The sequence below is a fragment of the Nostoc sp. genome, from assembly GCF_036917815.1.
Classification (GTDB): domain Bacteria; phylum Cyanobacteriota; class Cyanobacteriia; order Cyanobacteriales; family Nostocaceae; genus Nostoc.
Window position 1 is genome coordinate 1 of record NZ_JBALEK010000087.1, and the last position, 18,846, is coordinate 18,846.

20 protein-coding genes and 1 pseudogene are annotated in these 18,846 nt (G+C 41.7%); 10 read left to right on the forward strand and 11 right to left on the reverse strand.

What is annotated here, in order from left to right; all coding sequences use genetic code 11:
- Nucleotides 1-219 precede the first annotated feature (219 nt).
- A pseudogene (locus V7K97_RS25985) lies at nt 220-378 on the forward strand (toxin-antitoxin system HicB family antitoxin); the annotation flags it as partial.
- A 1-nt stretch (nt 379) separates the two neighbouring features.
- Here V7K97_RS25985 and V7K97_RS25990 read toward each other — a convergent pair.
- The 3 genes from V7K97_RS25990 to V7K97_RS26000 form a co-directional block, all read right to left on the reverse strand.
- Nucleotides 380-811 (reverse strand): NUDIX hydrolase, encoded by a 432-nt coding sequence (locus V7K97_RS25990; protein ID WP_334803866.1) that lies wholly within the window; start codon nt 809-811, stop codon nt 380-382.
- Nucleotides 812-816: 5 nt separating this feature from the next.
- The gene (locus tag V7K97_RS25995; RefSeq protein WP_334803867.1) at nt 817-1,269 is read right to left on the reverse strand and encodes a DUF3531 family protein; all 453 of its coding nucleotides are present in this window, start codon (nt 1,267-1,269) and stop codon (nt 817-819) included.
- Between the two features lie 114 nt (nt 1,270-1,383).
- Nucleotides 1,384-2,343, reverse strand: coding sequence for a Sll0314/Alr1548 family TPR repeat-containing protein (locus tag V7K97_RS26000; protein WP_334803868.1), 960 nt, complete (start codon nt 2,341-2,343; stop codon nt 1,384-1,386).
- Nucleotides 2,344-2,698: 355 nt separating this feature from the next.
- On the opposite strand from V7K97_RS26000, the gene V7K97_RS26005 reads away from it, so the two are divergent.
- Nucleotides 2,699-3,373: an ABC transporter ATP-binding protein gene (locus V7K97_RS26005; protein WP_334803869.1), complete on the forward strand. Its 675-nt coding sequence runs from the start codon at nt 2,699-2,701 to the stop codon at nt 3,371-3,373.
- Between the two features lie 270 nt (nt 3,374-3,643).
- The gene (rsmG, locus tag V7K97_RS26010; RefSeq protein WP_334803949.1) at nt 3,644-4,378 is read left to right on the forward strand and encodes a 16S rRNA (guanine(527)-N(7))-methyltransferase RsmG; all 735 of its coding nucleotides are present in this window, start codon (nt 3,644-3,646) and stop codon (nt 4,376-4,378) included.
- A gap of 654 nt (nt 4,379-5,032) precedes the next feature.
- On the opposite strand, the gene V7K97_RS26015 is transcribed toward rsmG, so the two are convergent.
- Nucleotides 5,033-5,800 (reverse strand): superoxide dismutase, encoded by a 768-nt coding sequence (locus V7K97_RS26015; RefSeq protein WP_334803870.1) that lies wholly within the window; start codon nt 5,798-5,800, stop codon nt 5,033-5,035.
- Nucleotides 5,801-6,252: 452 nt separating this feature from the next.
- Complete coding sequence (locus V7K97_RS26020) at nt 6,253-6,876, reverse strand: Uma2 family endonuclease (RefSeq protein ID WP_334803871.1); 624 nt, start codon at nt 6,874-6,876, stop codon at nt 6,253-6,255.
- 161 nt (nt 6,877-7,037) lie between these two features.
- Here V7K97_RS26020 and V7K97_RS26025 point away from each other — a divergent pair, with 161 nt between their 5' ends.
- Nucleotides 7,038-7,235, forward strand: coding sequence for a hypothetical protein (locus V7K97_RS26025; RefSeq protein ID WP_334803872.1), 198 nt, complete (start codon nt 7,038-7,040; stop codon nt 7,233-7,235).
- Here V7K97_RS26025 and V7K97_RS26030 read toward each other — a convergent pair.
- The 5 genes from V7K97_RS26030 to V7K97_RS26050 all read right to left on the reverse strand — a co-directional run bounded on the left by V7K97_RS26030 (nt 7,198) and on the right by V7K97_RS26050 (nt 9,985).
- Entirely contained in the window at nt 7,198-8,319 is a 1,122-nt protein-coding gene (locus V7K97_RS26030) for an ABC transporter ATP-binding protein (protein WP_334803873.1), read from the reverse strand. The two genes, V7K97_RS26025 and V7K97_RS26030, sit on opposite strands and share 38 nt — an antisense overlap.
- 17 nt (nt 8,320-8,336) lie before the next feature.
- Nucleotides 8,337-8,627, reverse strand: coding sequence for a hypothetical protein (locus tag V7K97_RS26035; RefSeq protein ID WP_334803874.1), 291 nt, complete (start codon nt 8,625-8,627; stop codon nt 8,337-8,339).
- A gap of 62 nt (nt 8,628-8,689) precedes the next feature.
- Nucleotides 8,690-8,998 carry a BrnT family toxin gene (locus V7K97_RS26040; RefSeq protein WP_334803875.1) on the reverse strand — a complete coding sequence of 103 codons (309 nt, stop codon included), beginning with the start codon at nt 8,996-8,998 and terminating at the stop codon, nt 8,690-8,692.
- Nucleotides 8,995-9,231 (reverse strand): type II toxin-antitoxin system HicB family antitoxin, encoded by a 237-nt coding sequence (locus tag V7K97_RS26045; RefSeq protein ID WP_442936898.1) that lies wholly within the window; start codon nt 9,229-9,231, stop codon nt 8,995-8,997. The genes V7K97_RS26040 and V7K97_RS26045 overlap by 4 nt, the downstream gene beginning before the upstream one ends.
- A 25-nt stretch (nt 9,232-9,256) precedes the next feature.
- Entirely contained in the window at nt 9,257-9,985 is a 729-nt protein-coding gene (locus V7K97_RS26050) for a GUN4 domain-containing protein (protein WP_334803876.1), read from the reverse strand.
- A gap of 276 nt (nt 9,986-10,261) precedes the next feature.
- Here V7K97_RS26050 and V7K97_RS26055 point away from each other — a divergent pair, with 276 nt between their 5' ends.
- From V7K97_RS26055 to V7K97_RS26065, 3 genes are all read left to right on the forward strand, one after another.
- Nucleotides 10,262-11,683, forward strand: coding sequence for an NADP-dependent isocitrate dehydrogenase (locus V7K97_RS26055; RefSeq protein WP_334803877.1), 1,422 nt, complete (start codon nt 10,262-10,264; stop codon nt 11,681-11,683).
- A gap of 247 nt (nt 11,684-11,930) precedes the next feature.
- Complete coding sequence (locus V7K97_RS26060; RefSeq protein WP_334803950.1) at nt 11,931-12,221, forward strand: hypothetical protein; 291 nt, start codon at nt 11,931-11,933, stop codon at nt 12,219-12,221.
- Nucleotides 12,221-12,658, forward strand: coding sequence for a type II toxin-antitoxin system VapC family toxin (locus V7K97_RS26065; protein ID WP_334803878.1), 438 nt, complete (start codon nt 12,221-12,223; stop codon nt 12,656-12,658). The genes V7K97_RS26060 and V7K97_RS26065 overlap by 1 nt, the downstream gene beginning before the upstream one ends.
- A 75-nt stretch (nt 12,659-12,733) precedes the next feature.
- Here V7K97_RS26065 and mtnA read toward each other — a convergent pair whose 3' ends face one another.
- Nucleotides 12,734-13,795: an S-methyl-5-thioribose-1-phosphate isomerase gene (gene mtnA, locus V7K97_RS26070; protein WP_334803880.1), complete on the reverse strand. Its 1,062-nt coding sequence runs from the start codon at nt 13,793-13,795 to the stop codon at nt 12,734-12,736.
- 671 nt (nt 13,796-14,466) lie between these two features.
- Here mtnA and V7K97_RS26075 point away from each other — a divergent pair.
- The 3 genes from V7K97_RS26075 (at nt 14,467) to V7K97_RS26085 (ending at nt 18,690) form a co-directional block, all read left to right on the forward strand.
- Complete coding sequence (locus tag V7K97_RS26075) at nt 14,467-15,474, forward strand: DUF2235 domain-containing protein (protein WP_334803881.1); 1,008 nt, start codon at nt 14,467-14,469, stop codon at nt 15,472-15,474.
- Nucleotides 15,475-15,556: 82 nt separating this feature from the next.
- A complete protein-coding gene (locus V7K97_RS26080; RefSeq protein ID WP_334803882.1) occupies nt 15,557-17,188 on the forward strand; it encodes a peroxidase family protein in 1,632 nt (543 codons plus the stop codon).
- A gap of 320 nt (nt 17,189-17,508) precedes the next feature.
- On the forward strand, nt 17,509-18,690 hold the full coding sequence (locus V7K97_RS26085) for a catalase (RefSeq protein ID WP_334803883.1): 1,182 nt from the start codon (nt 17,509-17,511) through the stop codon (nt 18,688-18,690).
- Nucleotides 18,691-18,846: the final 156 nt, after the last annotated feature.

The following is an 18,846-nucleotide window of genomic DNA, read 5'->3' on the forward strand; positions in this document are numbered from 1 at the left end:
ACGCTCCTGGACAAGAAGCAGCCGACTGCCTTGGTTGAAGGGAGAAGAAATCTCTAAACAGGTCTAGGCAGGTTTAGGTAAGTATTTTTAAGCAGGCTTGGTGAAAGCATTGGTATCTTCGGGTTTATTTCAGGTACACCCATTAGGTTAGTTCAACCTCAACGTCTTTGCTTTTATTGTAGAACTGTCTCAAACTCTGCTAGTTCTGCTATTGAGAGCGATCGCATTCCCTTACCAAGTAATAATGATAGCTATAGCGGTAAACTACTACTACGGATGCCAAAATCTTTACATCGACGTTTAGCTGAGACTTCTGAACGGGAAGGCGTTAGTCTCAACCAATATATTGTGTCTTTGTTGAGTGCGATTTCCAGATGATTTATAAATATTCAAAAAAGACTTCAGGTACTAATTTGAATTCCCCAGATTTCAAGCGAGAGATATCTATCCATAACGCTTTATGTTTATGATGTTGTGATTCTGAAAAAATTAAACTTTCTAGTTGATAAAATTTTGAATCAGCAAAGTCACATTGATAAAGCTGAATAATTTCATGACCTTGCCTACCATTAAATATAAACAGGTTCTCTATACAACCGAGATATCTAATATTCGTTAAGTCTGCCTGAATTTCCTCTTGAAACTCCCGTTCTAAGGCGGCGCGGCTGGTTTCGCCAAATTCAACACCACCGCCTAAAGCACGATAAAATGTTTCTTGCTTTACGGGATCGTAGCCTTCAGAAAGAAATATACGTTCGCCATTGCGAATTAGTCCCAAGGCTATTACCCGAATTTCTCCTGCTTTATTCATTTTTGTTAATTATCGTAGATAGACTGAGGGCGACTTTCGCTATCCTCAATAGGCCAATCGGAATTTTCGCCACCGATGTACAATTCTTCAATGGTGACATATTCCTGACTTAGCTGGCTGAGGGCGTTGATTAAAATATCCAATGCGATCGCATCACTGGTTCCTAAGTCAAACCAACAACGTCCCCACTGACCCTCATATTCAAACTCACCGATGTTGTGCATCAGTGCTAGCAAGCTTTTATCATACCCTTGTGCATCATAATTCATGTAGTTGATATCGAGTCCAGTGTCCTGCACCTGAAGATTCTCTGCATTAAATGCACCCAATTTACCCAGATAAAACCAGGAATTGAAAACTTCTTCTACATACTGCTTTTCACGCGCAGAAGGATTTGTGCTGAATTTCAGCCAGATCCACACATCAAAAGGATTAATTTCGCGGAACTGAATCTCCATTTTGGTCTAATATCTCAATTACTCTTCTGCAAATAAGCATATCAAAGTAGGGCATAGGGAATGCGGAATGGGGGGATGAGGGAGATGAATTAATAACCAATGCCCAATGCCCAATTATCCAGGATTCTTCAGGCTAATAGCATTTTTGCGTTCACCTTCAATTTGTTTGACTAAATCACCTGGAAGTTGGGATTTTTTAGTCAATGCTTTGTCAAAATTAGCGATCGCTTCTTGGATCATCTGTGGGCTTTTTTCTTTTTGCCCCAGTTCTTTCAGGATTTGGGCTTTGAGATAATAAATTTCTGGATTATCGGATGTGCTTTTGATCGCCCGATTGACATAATCTAGTGCTTGTGAATACCGTTTTAAATCGCGGTAAGCAAGAGCAACACCTCGATCCACTAGATACTGAGGAGCAGCATTTTGTTCTAACCGTCCAATTGCCTGATCTGGGCTAGCAAAAGGCAAATTAACTGCTAACAATAAATCCATGTAACCCTTGATTAAATTCAGTTCTGGATCGTTGGCGGAAATTGTTTCGGCTTTGTCTAAATATTCATAAACCTGCCGCAACTGACTAAAGGCTTCTGGCACTCCGTTGACAGTACCCTTACGGGTGATAACTACTGCACCCTCTAAAAAATGACCAACAGCAGTGTATAAATTACCACGCAATGGATCGTTGGCAATCAGTTTTTGTCCGGTTTCTAGAGTTTTCTGACTGTAAGTGTCTAGTTTAGCCCAATCCTTATTTCCGTATGCTAAAGACGCTTTTATGGCATAAGCTAGAGGTTCATTTGGCTCTTTGGATATTGCTTGTTCTAGATAACGCTCTGCTGCTGGATAGTTACCCTGTTGGAAAATCGCTTTAAAAGCTGCTTCTGTTTGGTCGCCAATTTGATGAGGTTCGCTACTGCGAAAGGGATCGCCAGCCAGGGAGGGATTCACCCCTAAATTAAGTGCGATTGCCCAAGGGGCAATGCCAAAGGCGATCGCAACAGCAAAAGCAGTCTGAGCAAGGGTAGTGAGTTTAGCAGACACTACTAATCGAGGCGAAGAAAACCTTTTAGTCATTTGAACCCTCAGAATGTTTGCGGTTGAAATAGTCGTATGTGTTATTTAGAATGCAAAAATGGTCAATTTTTACACTGAGCGACTTGCCTTGAGCGCAGTCGAAAGGAGTCGAAGTGTTAACTTGCCTCTGTTTCAAGCAAAATTTTCTTATATTATTGGTAATTTTTTCATGTTTCCAGGCTTGCTCTAGCCAAAGTTTTAAGGGTGAGTCTGCCACAATGAAGAAAAAGTAAATGATTCTTGCTGCTAGATTAAGGTGTTAATCCAGGTAATGCGCTAGAAATTTTTCCAGAATTTTTCAGTACTCTCAGTGTAGTTAATCAGTAATTTGCTGACTTTTTGGTAATCTTAACAAATGCTCTATCTCAGAAATGTAAATTATCATCCCACAGCGTGCCCAACAGCGATTCTCAAATCGGTCAACTTGGAATTAGCACCCCAGCAGCTAGGTTTGATTATTGGCCCCAGTGGTTCGGGAAAAAGTACCTTACTAGAAATTTTGTCGGGACTAGCTGAACCTACTACCGGCGCACTCTTCTGGCGGGAACAAGAACTGATAGCCGAACAGCTACAACAATTGGCTGGGTTGGTATTTCAGTTTCCAGAGCGGCATTTTTGCGGCGGTTCGATTTTAGAAGAATTGCGTTTAGGACATCCTGAGTTAGGGTCAGAACGAGTCAGGCAGGCGCTGAGTGAGGTGGGATTAGAGCATTTATCGCTATCTGCTGCCCCTCATGCTTTGAGTGGTGGTCAGCAACGACGTTTAGCTTTGGCAGTGCAATTGATTCGCCAACCAAATTTACTGTTATTAGATGAACCCACAGCTGGTTTAGATTGGTCAATGCGTCGGCAACTGGTAAATTTATTAGCGAAACTGAAACAAGATTGGACACTGTTGATAGTGACACACGATGCTGGGGATCTGTTAGCGATCGCAGATCGTTGTTGGACACTCAACCACGGTGAACTAGAATCAGTAGACCCAAAGACACTAGAAGCCAAAGTTAAAGAACCTTTACCAACAGTATGAAAGGGGGAGTAGGGAGTGGGGAGTGGGGAGTGGGGAGTGGGGGAAGAAAGAATAAATGCCCCATGCCCAATACTTCTCTACGAGAGGCTGCGCCAACGGCAACTCTTGGAGACGCTACGCGTAGCAAGATCCCCGGAGGGGTACGCTCAGTACAAGTGCCCCATGCCCCATGCCACATGCCCAATACTTCTCTACGAGAGGCTGCGCCAACGGCAACTCTTGGAGACGCTACGCGAACGCTCAGTACAAGTGCCCAATGCCCAATACCCAATGACAAACTTATTGCCTGAGATGGTAGAAATCTGGCAGAAAACTCTCAATTGGCAACCAAATGTCCAACAGCAAGCGCAATTTCAAAAACTTTATGAGTTAATCCTAGAAGGTAATCGCCAACTAAATTTAACTCGCATCACTGACCCCCAAGAGTTTTGGGAAAAACATCTGTGGGATTCTCTGCGAGGAATTGCACCTCTGTTATCAGCAAATTTTTCCCCTGCTTCCCCTACTCTCATTGATATTGGTACAGGTGCAGGTTTTCCCGGTGTTCCAGTGGCAATTACTGTACCTAATTGCACAATTACTCTGCTCGATTCCACTCGAAAAAAAATTACTTTTCTCGACAATATATTAACTGAACTTACCCTTACCAATGCCAAAACTATTGTTAGTAGGGCTGAAGAAATCGGTCAGCACCCCCAACATCGACGAGCTTACGATATTGCATTGATCCGTGCTGTAGGGGCAGCCTCTGTCTGTGCAGAGTATACCCTACCACTGCTCAAACAGGGAGGTTTAGCCATAATTTATCGCGGTAATTGGACAGAGGATGAAACAACTGCTTTACAAAATGCTGTGAACCAGTTAGGTGGCGTTATTGAATCAATCGAACAATTTACAACACCTCTGAGTCACAGCATCCGACATTGTGTGTATTTGCGTAAGGTAGCCACCACACCAGTTGAGTTTCCTCGTGCTATTGGTATACCTACTCAAAAGCCTCTTTAACTAATTCGTAATTCGTAATTCGTAATATCATGTCCGCTTGATTACTTATTAAACCCGAAGAACCCCACCCCGCTAAAGCTACGCTTTGTCTACCCTCCCCACAAGCTCTTAGGGGTTGGGGGTGGGGTGCAATGACTGTGGGAATCATAACTATTTATGCGGACATGATATATAGGAATCCGATTTGATTTATGAAAAAATCTAAGTATGTTAGGACTTACGCAAAAACCCTCTTAAACTCTCATTCCTCCGTGACCTCTGTGTCCTCTGTGGTTCGTTTTCCGTTACCTGTGCGTAAGTCCTATATGTGTAGTGGCGTGGCAAGCAAAAAAATTGTGCATTAGACGCAGGTTGGGTGGAGCAGAGCGCAACCCAACATCCTGATATATGTTGGCTTTGGCAAAGCCTCCAACGCCACTTGCTACAACGCTCTTAACCCGCGCAACGCAGTGGCTCCCCAACAAAGCAATTTTTTTGCAACATTTTAGCCTTGTCACGCCACTACGTATATTTCAAAAATCAAATATGAGTCCTATAATTTGTAATTCGTAATTATAAAGGGTACAGCAGCCCACACTTATTATAATTACGAATTACTTTGACAGTAGCGGAAGATAAACTTTTTATTTTTTCTATCTTTGCCTGTCTCAAAGTTTAAGCAAGTTTACTGGCTACTGCAAATCGCTTGTTAATCTCATCCCAATTAACCACGTTCCACCAAGCATCTAAATAATCGACGCGGCGATTCTGGTAATTGAGATAATATGCATGTTCCCATACGTCATTACCCAGGATAGGATATTTGCCTTCACTTAAGGGACTATCTTGGTTGGCTGTAGTTGCCACTTCCAACTTGCCACCTTTGTTACGTACTAGCCAAACCCAACCACTACCAAAACGACCAGCACCAGCTTCGTTAAACTGTTTTTTGAAAGCTGCAAAACTACCAAAATTTTGATTAATCGCGGAGGCTATATCTCCTGTTGGTTCTCCCCCACCTTTCGGCTTCATAATTTGCCAGAACATTGAGTGATTTACATGACCACCGCCATTATTGCGTACTACTTTGCGAATATCTTGTGGTACTTTGTCAAGTTTCTGCAACAGTTCTTCAACAGTTTTGCCTTTGAGTTCTGGGTGTTTGTCTAAAGCAGCATTCAGGTTTTTCACATAAGTTGCATGGTGTTTATCATGGTGAAACTGCATCGTTTTGGCATCGATGTGTGGTTCCAATGCTTCGTAGGCGTAAGGTAAAGGCGGTAGTTGGATAGCCCCTGTTTTCTCTGGTGTTGTATTTGGTGTTGTGTTGGGAGTTGCAGTGTTTCCATCAGGAGATTTCTCAGCCAATGCACAAGCATCTAACGCAAAAGCACCAGCACCTGATGCGAGTAAGAACAAGAAATGGCGTCGATTAATAGTCATATAAGTTTTTGCAGCGAATCCATTAACTCTCTATTGCAGTTTTCATTTTCTTAGATTCTGGCTACAAAAAATTGGGAATTGGCGATTATTGCTGGCAGTTTAAGAAACTTTTTTTATACTTGTAATATTAAGTACTAACATTCAAAACATTATGTATTTTTACTTAAACTATCTTTTTACAACTAATCATAGGTTCGCACCCAACCACCAAAAATGCAATAATACTATCTTCGTCATCTTCAAAAGCTTCTAATATAGCTTTTACCAGTACTAAGTTACGTTTCATACTAAAATTCAGAAACCGATTGAAAACTTTCAAATATTATCGCACCTTTAGTGACTTATAACTGCCTAGTGACGATTTTAGACAGTACTGGTGTGATTCTTTATTTTTTACAGGATTTTTAGAGCATCTTTCAGTACCTTGCCTGTGGCGGTTACGGTCTAATTCATCAATAACGCACTGAAAAAATTTGTTCAACAGTTAGATTTAAATCTGGAAATGTTGGCGACTCTATACGGTCGTCTCCTCTAAACTGTTTACCACGATATTCACCCTCATCACTTAAAGAGTAAATTGTGATTGTTGGCTGTTTGGGGTCGCCTATCAATTCCTTGCTACCCAAAGCAGCATAATCCACAATCCAATATTCTTGAATACCCATTTCTTCATAATCGGCAAACTTTTTATGATAATCATCTCTCCAGTTAGTACTGACGACTTCAATCACTAATGGAATTGAAGCTGGTTTACTAAGGATAGATTGTTTCTCCCATAATGGTTCATTATCCAAGTTAGAAAAATTCATTAATAAAACATCAGGATAGTACCCTGACATTTTATTTTCTGGCTTCACTGTGGCGGTTTTAGGTATGCCGTAATAAAGTTTAAGACGAAGACACTCATACCCTAACATCATTGTTAAAAATGCTACTATTTGCTCGTGTTTCCCTGATGGTGGCGGCATTTGAATAATATCTCCATCGTGTAATTCATAACGAATGTTTTCCGGTTGTGTTTCTAAAAACTCAAAGTATTCATCAAATGTAAATAGTTTTTGTAGTGATTGAATCATTATTTCATCCTGATTATGGATATAAACACTTCTCACCGCTGTAACCTGAAAATTAAGAGTTAACGGGGTGTAGCGGCCAAAGGTGAAAGTAAATCGGCATTGACCCGCCAAGGTTCTTACTCAGCAAGAGATACAGCAAATTTTCGCTATTTGATTAACAAATGACCGCGATCGCACGACGCAAGGGCAAGGTCAGAGTTACGGTCAAAAATTGGATTAACGGCGGTGTGGTGATGATTCTGGATGCGATCGCTAACCTATCCCTCGCCACCAATTACAACAATCGCACACAAAACAATTATATTTTACACTCCGAAGCGCTTATAATATTCTGTCCCCAGTTTTGGGATCAAATATAAACAAGTAATTTAAATCGAGTTGTAGAGAAAGGCGATCGCCTGGACGCAAACGCACATCCCCACCCACTTGAATATTCAATCCCACCGTCGAACCAGGTAAACTAGCACGAATCAAAGTTTCCCTTCCCAAAGGTTCCACCACCTTAACTTCAACGGATAACAATCCTGAGTTTTGAGTACTGTTAGCGGATAGCTGTTGTTCACCCGGTTCTGAGTCAGGATTAATTTTTATATGCTCTGGTCGAATCCCCAAATCAAAACTGTGTCCGTGACGCAACCGTAATTTTTCTTTCACATCTGCTGGAATTGCTAATAACTGTCCACTCACATCAAAACCGTTATTTTCATAGATTGCAGGCAAAATATTCATTGGTGGACTACCTAAAAAACTTGCCACCATCTGATTAGCAGGACTTGCATAAATAGTTTGGGGATCGCCGATTTGTTGAATCCTTCCGCGATTTAGCACGACAATTTTATCAGCCAAAGTCATGGCTTCAACTTGATCGTGGGTGACGTAAACAGTTGTAATCCCTAATTCTTGATGTAGTTGTTTCAATTCTGCCCTGGTATCATCGCGCAATTGGGCATCCAAATTAGATAAAGGTTCATCAAGTAAAAACACTTGAGGTTCACGAGCGATCGCTCTCCCTAATGCTACCCGTTGTTGCTGTCCTCCAGAAAGTTGTTTGGGTTTACGATCCAGCAGGTGATCCAGAGAAAGCGATCGCGCCACATTCATCACCCGTTCTTGAATGATTTTGCGGTCAACCTTTCGCATCTGTAAGCCAAAGCCGATGTTTTGCGCCACGCTCATGTGAGGATAGAGGGCGTAGTTTTGGAACACCATCGCCACATCCCGTTGTCTGGCGGGGATATTGTTCATCAAGCGATCGCCAATGAAGAGTTTACCTGATGTAGCGGTTTCTAAACCTGCGATCGTTCGCAAAATCGTAGATTTACCACAACCCGATGGTCCCACTAAAACCCAAAACTCGCCATCAGGAATTTCAAAGGTAATATCCTCAATGGCGGTGACATTATTGAATCTACGCTTAATATCTTCTAGACGAACGTTTGCCATTATCTAATTTGATATTTTCAGTTTTGGATCTGCGGCACTTCCAACTCAGCACTAGGAGGTTTGATCCGCCCCCTCAGAGGAACTGTGAGGCTGCTTTGCAAGTGCAGAAACTTCACAACTCTAATCAGGAATCTTAGAGCCTCATTGACAGCATCGGCATTAGGAAAAACCTCTGCAACATCAGGTTCTAAACGAATTGTTGTCTTACCAAAGCTCTTTCGTTCAGAACCAAACTTTCTGACTTTTAGGCTCTTTAAGTCATACTCCGATCGCAAATCATCTTCCATTTCTGGCTTACCCTTATTCATAGACTTCTCGCTCGGATCGCGTTACTTCTCTGGCGCTAAGGGACTTCCAAATAAAAAAATACTCAAAAAACTCTCTCCTCCTTATTCCTCTGTGTTCTCTGTGTCTCTGTGGTTCGTTTATTTGGATAATTTATTTCTTGGAAGTCCCTAATGAGACGAATCGAATTTCCTCTTTCTGTATACGACATGATTAGTAAGCGTCCCCGATTTGATTCTCCAATAATAAGGTAACGCTCCTCATCATCAGAGTGGTCTGGATTGTAGAAGTCAACATAGAGCAGATCATCGAAAACAGTTTTGGCTTCTTCAAAGGAAACCTGATATTTTAAAAGATTTATTGCCGCTTTGTTTTCGTCCCACTCAAACTTCATGGAATTATTAGATTACTACCTTTTGAATACCTATAAATTCTAAATTCTGGTATTTCTTCATCACTTTTTGCTTCTAAACAAAGTTTAATTACTTCTTTGATATTGACCATCAACTCATCAATTGTTTCTCCTTGACTGTAACAGGCTTTTAGCTGAGGGACTTCTCCGACATAGTAGCCATCTTCATCCCGTTCAATGATGACGTAGAATTCTCGGTTATTGGGATTGATCATAATCTCTTTATACGTAGACTCCAAATCATTTTTCTGGATTCTTCGACCAAGCAGGGTGAGAGAGTAAAGAAGCAAATACTCGTACCCCCCGAAGTTGATTGGAGAGGGGTAAGTGACCTCTAGGGGCGCTCAAATCCCAGGTAAACTCGTTGGGGTATCGCGTCCAGGTATTACCTGCTTTCCAGCCAATTTTTGGCCAGAAATTCTCCCAATTTTTACCCAAACTTAACCAGATTTCTCGCTGCACTGAAAAGCCAAATTTACCTTCCGAGTGGACTAACCAAAGGTTGTTAATGGTTTGCAAGTCAACAGCCGAGGTCTTTTCTACCTCAGTAAAATACAACCATTTTCGTTGTACAGCCGTTGTCCCTGATAGTTCACACATTTTTTCGATGGTGACGCGATCGGCTGCTTGGAAGTCTTGAACTGCAAGTAGCTGTTGCAAAGAATTATAGTTAATCCCGCACTCTGATTTTAGAGGTACAATTCCTTCAGGAAAAGAAGAGCGCAAAAATTCTTTGGCTTGGGGTGCATCAGAGTTATAAAGGACTTGGTAAGCTTTGCCATCAATCCAAGTAGCTGGGTTCTCACGTCGTTTCAGTAAAAATTCCATCAACACGTCTAATCCCTCATTACCCAACTCAGCTAACTGTGGGATTATCTGCTGTTGGACTTTTTCAGACCCAGCGATTAACGGTCGTCGCAAGGAGTCGATGTCATTAGCAGGGCCTGATAAAATCATTGGGTCTGTCATGCCATTCTCGTTTTAGCGGTCAGTGAAAGAGCGGTAAGCTATCGGGGATTCTCCAAGGTGAAGCAGTGATAGCGAAAAGTAGTTTACTATTTTTGATCGTACAAAATTGCGATCGCTTCACTCAAATCCCACACTTAATCCCCAAATAATGTACAAGGGGAATAGGGGGAAAATCTGTGCCTTCTGGCTTGGTGAACAAAAGACATAGCAAAATATACAAGCCTGCCTCATAAAGATTTTTTGACTAGCAGCGTATCGATTAGGAGTGTGTGAACGATGTACGAAAAGATTACCCCCCCCACAGCCGGAGCAAAAATCACCTTCAAAAATGGTGAACCAATCGTACCGGACAATCCAATTATCCCCTTTATTCGCGGCGACGGCACAGGTATAGATATCTGGCCTGCTACCCAAAAAGTTCTCGATGCTGCTGTAGCCAAAGCATATAAGGGTCAGCGTCAAATTAGCTGGTTCAAGGTTTACGCTGGAGACGAAGCTTGTGATTTATACGGTACTTATCAGTATTTACCTCAAGACACTCTCACGGCAATTGAAGAATATGGTGTAGCTATTAAAGGGCCTTTGACTACTCCCATTGGGGGGGGAATTCGTTCTTTAAATGTGGCATTACGGCAAATTTTTGATTTGTATGCCTGTGTGCGTCCTTGCCGTTACTATGCAGGTACACCCTCACCCCACAAAAATCCCGAAAAGCTGGATGTAATTGTTTATCGGGAAAATACGGAAGATATTTATCTAGGCATTGAGTGGCGACAAGGTAGCGAAATCGGCGATCGCTTAATTAAGATTCTTAACGAAGAACTAATCCCCGCCACCCCAGAACATGGGAAAAAACGCATTCCTCTGGATTCTGGTATTGGTATCAAACCCATCAGCAAAACTGGTTCCCAGCGCCTAGTTAGACGTGCCATCAAACACGCTTTGCTATTGCCCAAAAACAAGCAACAAGTGACTTTGGTGCATAAAGGCAACATCATGAAGTACACCGAAGGCGCTTTCCGTGATTGGGGTTATGAACTAGCAACCAGTGAATTTCGCCAAGAAACTGTTACAGAACAAGAATCTTGGATTTTGAGTAACAAGGAAAAAAATCCGAATATTTCCTTGGAAGAAAACGCCCGCCAGATTGAACCTGGGTTTGATAGTCTGACTCCAGACAAGAAAGCGCAAGTTGTCAAGGAAGTTGAAACTGTTCTTAACACAATTTGGGCAACCCACGGCGATGGTAAATGGAAAGAGAAAGTTTTGGTAAATGACCGGATTGCTGACAGTATTTTTCAACAAATCCAAACCAGACCGGATGAGTATTCGATTTTGGCGACAATGAACTTGAACGGCGATTACTTATCTGATGCTGCTGCTGCCATTGTTGGGGGATTGGGAATGGGACCAGGGGCAAATATTGGCGATGCTAGTGCCATATTTGAAGCTACCCACGGCACCGCCCCCAAACACGCCGGCTTAGATCGGATTAATCCCGGTTCACTGATTTTATCTGGGGTGATGATGCTGGAATTTCTGGGTTGGCAAGAAGCCGCAGACTTAGTTAAGAAAGGTTTAAGCGATGCGATCGCAAATAGTCAAGTCACCTACGATTTAGCTCGGTTGCTAGAACCGCCAGTTGAACCCTTAAAATGTTCGGAATTTGCCGACGCAATTATTCAGCATTTTGGATGAACTATCTCTAGCTGGCTTGTCTGCGACACGCTGCACGAACTCCTAAGCTAGAGGTTTCTACATCCTCTAGCTCGTATTAACGTAGCAGTTTTGACATTTTTGGAGGAAGATTCCAGAACCACCCCTTGTGGGTGGTTCCCCCTTGTTGATGCTTTCTTTGCCCTAGTTGCTTCATAATTCCCCTATGAGTAGCAGCATAATTAAGGTATTTCCCAAAATTATTAAGTATGAGTTACTGGATGGGGACATGAAAACGATGAAGTTGCGATCGCATATTGGGGCAGATGGGATATTACAAATCCATACACCCACTGATTTAAAAGATACTTCTGTTGAGGTAGTGGTAGTTATACAGCCGTTAGCTGATGCAGAAGTTGTAACATCTGAGGAAGCGAAACCACAATATAACGCTTGGGGAAAACCCACAACAAAACAATCAATAAGAAATACAATTACCAAGATGCAACAACTGCGGCGAGAAGTAGCATTGGATAAAACGTCAATCCGCTCCATGATTGAAGAGGGGCGAAGATTTTAATGCAGTTTGTTTTGGATTGTTCTGTAGCAATTAGCTGGTGTTTGGTGGATGAAAATAACCCGACTGCAAATGCCATACTAGCAATAATGCCGGATGCTGAAGCATTTGTACCGGGAATCTGGTCATTGGAGATTGCTAATGTTCTACTGGTGGCTGAACGGCGTAACCGCATAACTCAAGAACAATCTGAGGAAGCTATTACTTTGTTACAGTCACTATTAATCCAGGTTGATATTGCTACAGATGCAAACGCATTGGGTGCAACTGCAACCCTAGTGCTAGGGCGACAGGAAGGTTTAGCAGCTTATGACGCAGCTTATTTAGAATTAGCATTGCGGTTGGGATTGCCATTGGCAACAATTGATACTCGGCTAGCGGAAGCGGCTACAAGGTGTCGAGTGGATTTGGTCGTTGCCGATGAGGAAACGTCTTCTTAAGGGTTCTTGTAGCCACAGTTTTGCATCACCAAGATAAAATCATAATTTCTGCGTCTTTAGACCGGAGAGTGTCAATTACACTACTTGCTTTAGCTGTGATTTTACTAAATGATGAGGTGCGATCGCTCCATTTTCTGTAATAATGGCTGTAATCAACTCAGCCGGAGTCACATCAAAGGCTGGGTTGTAAAAATCCACACCCGCAGGTGTGAGAATGGTATCACCAACTTGATAGATTTCTGTTGGTTCGCGTTCTTCAATAGGAATTTTGCTGCCATCAGTTAATTCAAAATCAACGGTGGAAAGGGGTGCAGCGACAAAGAAGGGGATATTATGAGCTTTAGCGGCGATCGCCACACCATAAGTACCAATTTTATTAGCAGTGTCCCCATTAGCCGCAATTCGGTCAGCACCCACAACTACAGCATGAATCAAACCCTGTTTCATGCAATGGGCTGCCATGTTATCAGTAATTAATGTCACTGGAATACCTTCTTGCACACATTCCCAAGTGGTGAGTTTTGCACCTTGTAAGCGGGGACGGGTTTCATCGGCAAATAAACGTTCTAAACGTCCTTCTCTCCAAGCCGAACGCACAACACCTAAAGCAGTGCCATAACCAGCCGTAGCTAGCGCCCCAGCATTACAGTGAGTAAGTAGCGTTAGCTTTTCTGGGGTAGTGGGCAACACTGCCAAACCATTGTCGCCGATCGCTTGACAGGTTTGCAAATCTTCAGCGTTGATTGCTTCGGCTGTTTGCAAAAGGGTTTGCTTGATATCTTCTACTGTTCCCAGTGTTTCGTAGGCAGTTTTGATCATCCGGCTAATTGCCCAAAATAAATTTACCGCCGTTGGACGAGTAGAACGCAACAACTGGGCTACTTTATCTAAGTGTTGCAAAAATTCGGTGCGATCGCTTGTCTCAATTTCCCTCGCCCCCAGATACATTCCATAAGCCGCAGCTACACCAATTGCCGGCGCACCTCGCACAATCATGGTTTTAATTGCCCGCGCCATATCTTCACTACGATGAATTTCTACAAATGCATATTCGTTTGGTAAGCGCGTTTGATCGATTAATGACACTGAGTTGTTGTGCCAAATAACGGGATAAACCTGGTTTGGGGAATGTGTCATAGAAAAAGGTAGTTAGTACATGGGCATACTTAACTGGCACAAAAAATTTGCCAGAAATATCATAGCCTTACTTCAGTATTTCATAAAAACAAATTTTGTTAAATACTGTGTCCATAAGATCGACTTTATGCATTTAGCAAAACTGCGATCGCAAACCCTGAAATCTATATCTCTCAAGACATTGGATTTTTTCAATTTTGCCCAAGTTAAGGGGCTTCCAAATAAAAAAATGTCCCAAAACTGACCCAAAAACCCTCTCTATTCTCTATTCTCTGTGTTCTCTGTGTCTCTGTGGTTCGTTTATTTTGATAATTTATTTCTTGGAAATCCCTAAGCAAATCTGACCAAAGTTGTTAGCCTAGCAGCAATGTTTAACCACAAGCCCTTCTCTTCCAAAATCCCTTTCCTAATTATTTTCTGGCCATTGCCCTAATTTATCTTCAGTTTACATTTTGATGGCCTTATTAAAACTTAATATTTTTCCTGTTTAACTGTCTTAACTGTCCTTGCCTTCTCATTAAGAAAGTGAGAGGATGTCCATGTTAATTTTAAGCAATTTTTGCTAACGCATTGATGAAACTAGATATATGTTGAGATATTAGATGCCTTTGGACGAACCCACATTTTCAGAAAAAGTTGATTGAATTACTCAAAACCGTTGAAGCAAAACTATGAAGCGTCTTGTTATTTGCTGTGATGGAACTTGGCAACAGTTAACGAGTCTTTATCCAAGCAATGTGGTTAAGCTGGCTCAATCTGTGAAATCAACCGCCAGTGACGGGGTTACACAAATAATATTTTATGACGAGGGTATTGGAACTGAGAATCAAAAGGTTTTAGGCGGAGCTACCGGACTAGGAATCGATAAAAATATAGAAGATTGTTACCGATTTCTGAGTCTCAACTATGTTGAGGGTGACGAAATTTATCTATTCGGCTTCAGTCGCGGAGCTTACACAGTTAGAAGTTTAGCAGGGATGATCTATTGCTCCGGTCTTCTAGATCGCCCCCACGTTACCAAAGCACATGAAGCCTACGAGCTTTATCGTAACCGAGGTATTAAACCCAAGGATAATACAGCAGTAGAATACCGTGAAACTTATGGCGATCGCGTCCCCATCACCTTACTTGGTTGTTTTGACACCGTTGGTGCCCTGGGAATTCCTGGAATACCCGCCTTCAGTCGGTTGAGTGAGCAACTGAATAAGCGCTACAGATTTCATGACACGACTTTAAACAAATGTATTGCCAATGCATTGCACGCGATGGCCATCGACGAAATTCGTGAAATCTTTGATGTCACTCCCATGACAAAGCATCCTGAGGTTGAAAATCAGAGGGTGATTCAAAAGTGGTTTCCAGGTGTACACGGTTGCGTTGGCGGTGGAACCCAAGAACACAGTGGGTTATCGGATGCTGCCTTACAGTGGATGATTGATTCCATCGGTGTACTAGGATTAGGACTTGACTTAGATCCAAGTGTGATTCCCACAGGTATCAACCCTAATTATGAATGCGACTTTAAAAACGATGCGGGATTCTTTAAATTAGCAGGAATTAAGCTTCGTGATGTCGGCGATGTGATTGAAGATATTCATGAAAGCACGATCAAGCGTTTGAAAAGTCGGAAAGACTATCGACCCAAAAATCTACAGAAGATTATCTCCAAACTGGATTAATTTGAATTACTTTGGGGAATCGAAGCAGAGAAATTGAGGGCGCATAGAATACAGAACTTGGAAAAAGAAAGGAAAAATAATTATGGCTGCCGAAAGAGACACATCCAAAGACGGTTTTGAGAACAAACTTCAAACATTCGTTTTAACAAATTTTAAACCGATTTGGCAACTTCTCCAAAGTAATAAATCAATTGCCCGTAAAGTTAATAAAGCTTTGATTAACAGCCTGATCTATAAAATTCCGACTCGTCCTAATCGCTTCAGTATGATGACTCTAGATGAGCATATTCCTGATACGGAAATTCCTAAAAAAACTGATACTTATACTTCCTGGGAATCACTCAACGATCGCACTTATACAGGACGACATCTACCACCCGATCCAAAATTCAACGCTGAGGGCAATCTACCAAAAGTTGAAGACTTAGCTGTTTTATTCCGTAAAAGAGATGGTAAAACCATTTATTCTCCCAAATCAACTATGCTGTTTCCCTATTGGGTACAGTGGTTTACAGATAGCTTTCTCCGCCTCGATCACTACAATCAACTAAAAAATACTTCCAACCATGAGATTGATTTGTGTAATGTTTATGGTTTAACCAGAAAACAGTCACATCTTTTAAGAAGCTTTCAAGGAGGTAAATTAAAAACTCAGAAACTCAAACGTCAAGATGGCGTAGAAGAAGAATATCCCTTGTTTTATTATGCTGATCCAGCAGAGGGTAAAGTTAAGCCGGAATTTGACGGTCTTTATCAACCCCTGAATGATGAAAAAAGACTGCCCCCAGAGAGAAAACAATATCTGTTTGCGATGGGAGTAGAACGAGCCAATGTACAAATTGGCTATGTAATGCTCAATACTCTATGTCTGCGTGAGCATAATCGTCTTTGTGATGAATTAGCCAGCAATTATCCAGATTGGGATGATGAACGCCTCTTCCAAACATCGAGAAATATTCTCATGGCGATTATTCTCAAAATCATTATGCAAGAGTACATTAACCACATCACTCCTTATCACTTTAAGTTGTTTGCTGATCCCGAAGCTTTTACTAAAGAAAGTTGGCATCGTCCCAACTATATGGCAATTGAGTTTGACTTGGTTTATCGCTGGCATAGTGCGATTCCAGAAACTTTTAACTATAACGGCAAACCTACCAACATTGCTACATCCCTCTGGAACAATAAGATGTTTATCGATCGAGGTTTAGGTGCATTGATGGAAGAAACTTGTTCTCAAGCGGGTACAAAAATTGGTTTATTTAACACACCTGAGATATTGGTTGAGTTAACTGAGTTACCCTCAATTAGATTGGGACGAAAACTGCAATTAGCAAGCTACAACGATTATCGAGAAATGTGTGGTTTCCCTAGAGTGACGAGGTTTGAGCAAGTTACTGGTAATGAATTTGCTCAAGAGAAACTCAAAGAATTATATGGTCATGTGGATAATATTGAATTCTTTGTAGGACTTTACGCCGAGGATGGGCGGAAAAATTCAACTATTCCTTCCCTAGTAGCACGCTTAATTGGGATTGATGCCTTTTCTCAGGCGCTAACTAATCCTTTACTAGCACCTAATATCTACAACAAAGAGACTTTTTCTCCTGTAGGTTGGGAAATTCTTCAAAATACCAACACTGTCTCAGATTTAGTTAATCGTAATGTTCCGCCATCAGACAAAAAGTACAAAGTTACTTTTTACCTTGAATAAACACTGGCTTTTAGTGCGATCGCACCCTAAGAGGATGTTTGAAAAGCTATTTTTGTTACCAAAAGTCTAATACCCCCCCAACCCCCCCTTGTAAAGGGGGGGAGCAAATAGCCTCTTAAAGTGCCGCTTTACAAGGGGGGGCAAATAGCCTCTTAAAGCCCCCCTTTACAAGGGGGGTTGGGGGGGTAATGTCAAAGTTGATGTGTTATGTGGACACTTTTCAATCTGTCACTCAATGTTGACTGGAAAATAACAGCAAACAAGCGATGTCTACGCGCCTTCAAATAAACTCAATTGATTAATTAATCCTACTAAAAAAAATGAATCTATTTACCGAGTATCCAGAAAAAGACGAAGCTAAATATTCCGCTCTCATGAGTGAGCTAGTCAAAAAGAACATGGAAAATCTTTATGGAGGTGAGAAGAAAAAAACTGCAAAGAGAGATACCCACTCTAAAACCAACGCTGCTGTACAAGGAACTCTAGAAATCTTTGACTTTGATGAAGCAGCAATTAAGCAAGAATTGAGCAAACGCACCTCATTAACTGAAGCTCAACTTCAAGCCATTTTCCTAAAACAAGGTTTATTTGCCAAACCCAAACAATATCCGGTTTGGCTACGATTTGCAAATGGTGCGTTTTCAGTCAAGAATGATTATGAAGGAGATACGCGCTCCATGGCCGTAAAGGTGATCGGGGTAGAAGGAGAACGACTACCGCAAAGTCACGAATTAAAAACCCAAGATATTATCACCCACAATACCGAATTCTTTTTTGTTAGAACCATCAAAGACTTCCACAGCTTTTTCTTGACGGTTTATCGAGCAGGGCTGTTTCCGCTTTTTAAGCTGTTGGTGCTTTTTTGGCTAAAGTTGCATCCCTACGAATCCACTCTTTTGCAAACCAGTTTCAAACGCTTTCCCAAGAGTTTGCTCAGAGAACGCTATTGGAGTGCTTCAGCGTTTTCTTTGGGACTAAAATCTGATTTTGACCCATCCCAACCAGGTCGAGTTCCTGTGGAATATCCGGTTGTGATTAAATATGCATTTACTCCAGTTTCTAGTCAACCACCTCATCAACAACTTCCTCTCGAATCCAGACCAGAAAGTGAGCTTCAGCGTGCCAAAGCTTCAGGTTCAGAGGACAACTACTACCGAGAGGATATCATTCAAGCTTTAGCAAAGCCTGATGCTGAATATAGTTGGGACTTTCAAATTCAATTTCAAACTAGCCCAGAAATGTCTATTGATGATACCACCATTGTTTGGAATGAAGAGGAATCACCCTTCATTACAGTTGGTCGCCTAACAGTTAAGCATCAGAAGGTTAATTCTGCTAAAGATAATGACTTTGGGGAAAATCTCAGTTTTTCTCCTGGGAATGGTCTAGCAGTGCATCGTCCTGTCGGTGCGATTAATCGGTTACGCAGCATTGTTTATCCGATTGTTGCTAATGACCGTCATCAAAAACGAGGAGTCAAATACCAGGAACCAACTATCTGACTTTCAGTAGATCGAAAAGTTTCCTAGATGTCTTACCAATCCTGATTGACTTACGCAAACAATAGCCGAAAATAATGATTTTTAGTAGGGGCAATTCATGAATTGCCCCTACCGATTTATTCTATAGGAATCCGGTTTGATTTCTGAAAAAAATTA

What these genes read in the sequence shown, in the direction of transcription:
- V7K97_RS25990 (WP_334803866.1), bottom strand. Translation starts at nt 811, where the DNA reads ATGAATAAAGCAGGAGAAATTCGGGTAATAGCCTTGGGACTAATTCGC.
- V7K97_RS25995 (WP_334803867.1), bottom strand. Translation starts at nt 1,269, where the DNA reads ATGGAGATTCAGTTCCGCGAAATTAATCCTTTTGATGTGTGGATCTGG.
- V7K97_RS26000 (WP_334803868.1), bottom strand. Translation starts at nt 2,343, where the DNA reads ATGACTAAAAGGTTTTCTTCGCCTCGATTAGTAGTGTCTGCTAAACTC.
- V7K97_RS26005 (WP_334803869.1), top strand. Translation starts at nt 2,699, where the DNA reads ATGCTCTATCTCAGAAATGTAAATTATCATCCCACAGCGTGCCCAACA.
- rsmG (WP_334803949.1), top strand. Translation starts at nt 3,644, where the DNA reads ATGACAAACTTATTGCCTGAGATGGTAGAAATCTGGCAGAAAACTCTC.
- V7K97_RS26015 (WP_334803870.1), bottom strand. Translation starts at nt 5,800, where the DNA reads ATGACTATTAATCGACGCCATTTCTTGTTCTTACTCGCATCAGGTGCT.
- V7K97_RS26020 (WP_334803871.1), bottom strand. Translation starts at nt 6,876, where the DNA reads ATGATTCAATCACTACAAAAACTATTTACATTTGATGAATACTTTGAG.
- V7K97_RS26025 (WP_334803872.1), top strand. Translation starts at nt 7,038, where the DNA reads ATGACCGCGATCGCACGACGCAAGGGCAAGGTCAGAGTTACGGTCAAA.
- V7K97_RS26030 (WP_334803873.1), bottom strand. Translation starts at nt 8,319, where the DNA reads ATGGCAAACGTTCGTCTAGAAGATATTAAGCGTAGATTCAATAATGTC.
- V7K97_RS26035 (WP_334803874.1), bottom strand. Translation starts at nt 8,627, where the DNA reads ATGAATAAGGGTAAGCCAGAAATGGAAGATGATTTGCGATCGGAGTAT.
- V7K97_RS26040 (WP_334803875.1), bottom strand. Translation starts at nt 8,998, where the DNA reads ATGAAGTTTGAGTGGGACGAAAACAAAGCGGCAATAAATCTTTTAAAA.
- V7K97_RS26045 (WP_442936898.1), bottom strand. Translation starts at nt 9,231, where the DNA reads ATGATCAATCCCAATAACCGAGAATTCTACGTCATCATTGAACGGGAT.
- V7K97_RS26050 (WP_334803876.1), bottom strand. Translation starts at nt 9,985, where the DNA reads ATGACAGACCCAATGATTTTATCAGGCCCTGCTAATGACATCGACTCC.
- V7K97_RS26055 (WP_334803877.1), top strand. Translation starts at nt 10,262, where the DNA reads ATGTACGAAAAGATTACCCCCCCCACAGCCGGAGCAAAAATCACCTTC.
- V7K97_RS26060 (WP_334803950.1), top strand. Translation starts at nt 11,931, where the DNA reads ATGAAAACGATGAAGTTGCGATCGCATATTGGGGCAGATGGGATATTA.
- V7K97_RS26065 (WP_334803878.1), top strand. Translation starts at nt 12,221, where the DNA reads ATGCAGTTTGTTTTGGATTGTTCTGTAGCAATTAGCTGGTGTTTGGTG.
- mtnA (WP_334803880.1), bottom strand. Translation starts at nt 13,795, where the DNA reads ATGACACATTCCCCAAACCAGGTTTATCCCGTTATTTGGCACAACAAC.
- V7K97_RS26075 (WP_334803881.1), top strand. Translation starts at nt 14,467, where the DNA reads ATGAAGCGTCTTGTTATTTGCTGTGATGGAACTTGGCAACAGTTAACG.
- V7K97_RS26080 (WP_334803882.1), top strand. Translation starts at nt 15,557, where the DNA reads ATGGCTGCCGAAAGAGACACATCCAAAGACGGTTTTGAGAACAAACTT.
- V7K97_RS26085 (WP_334803883.1), top strand. Translation starts at nt 17,509, where the DNA reads ATGAATCTATTTACCGAGTATCCAGAAAAAGACGAAGCTAAATATTCC.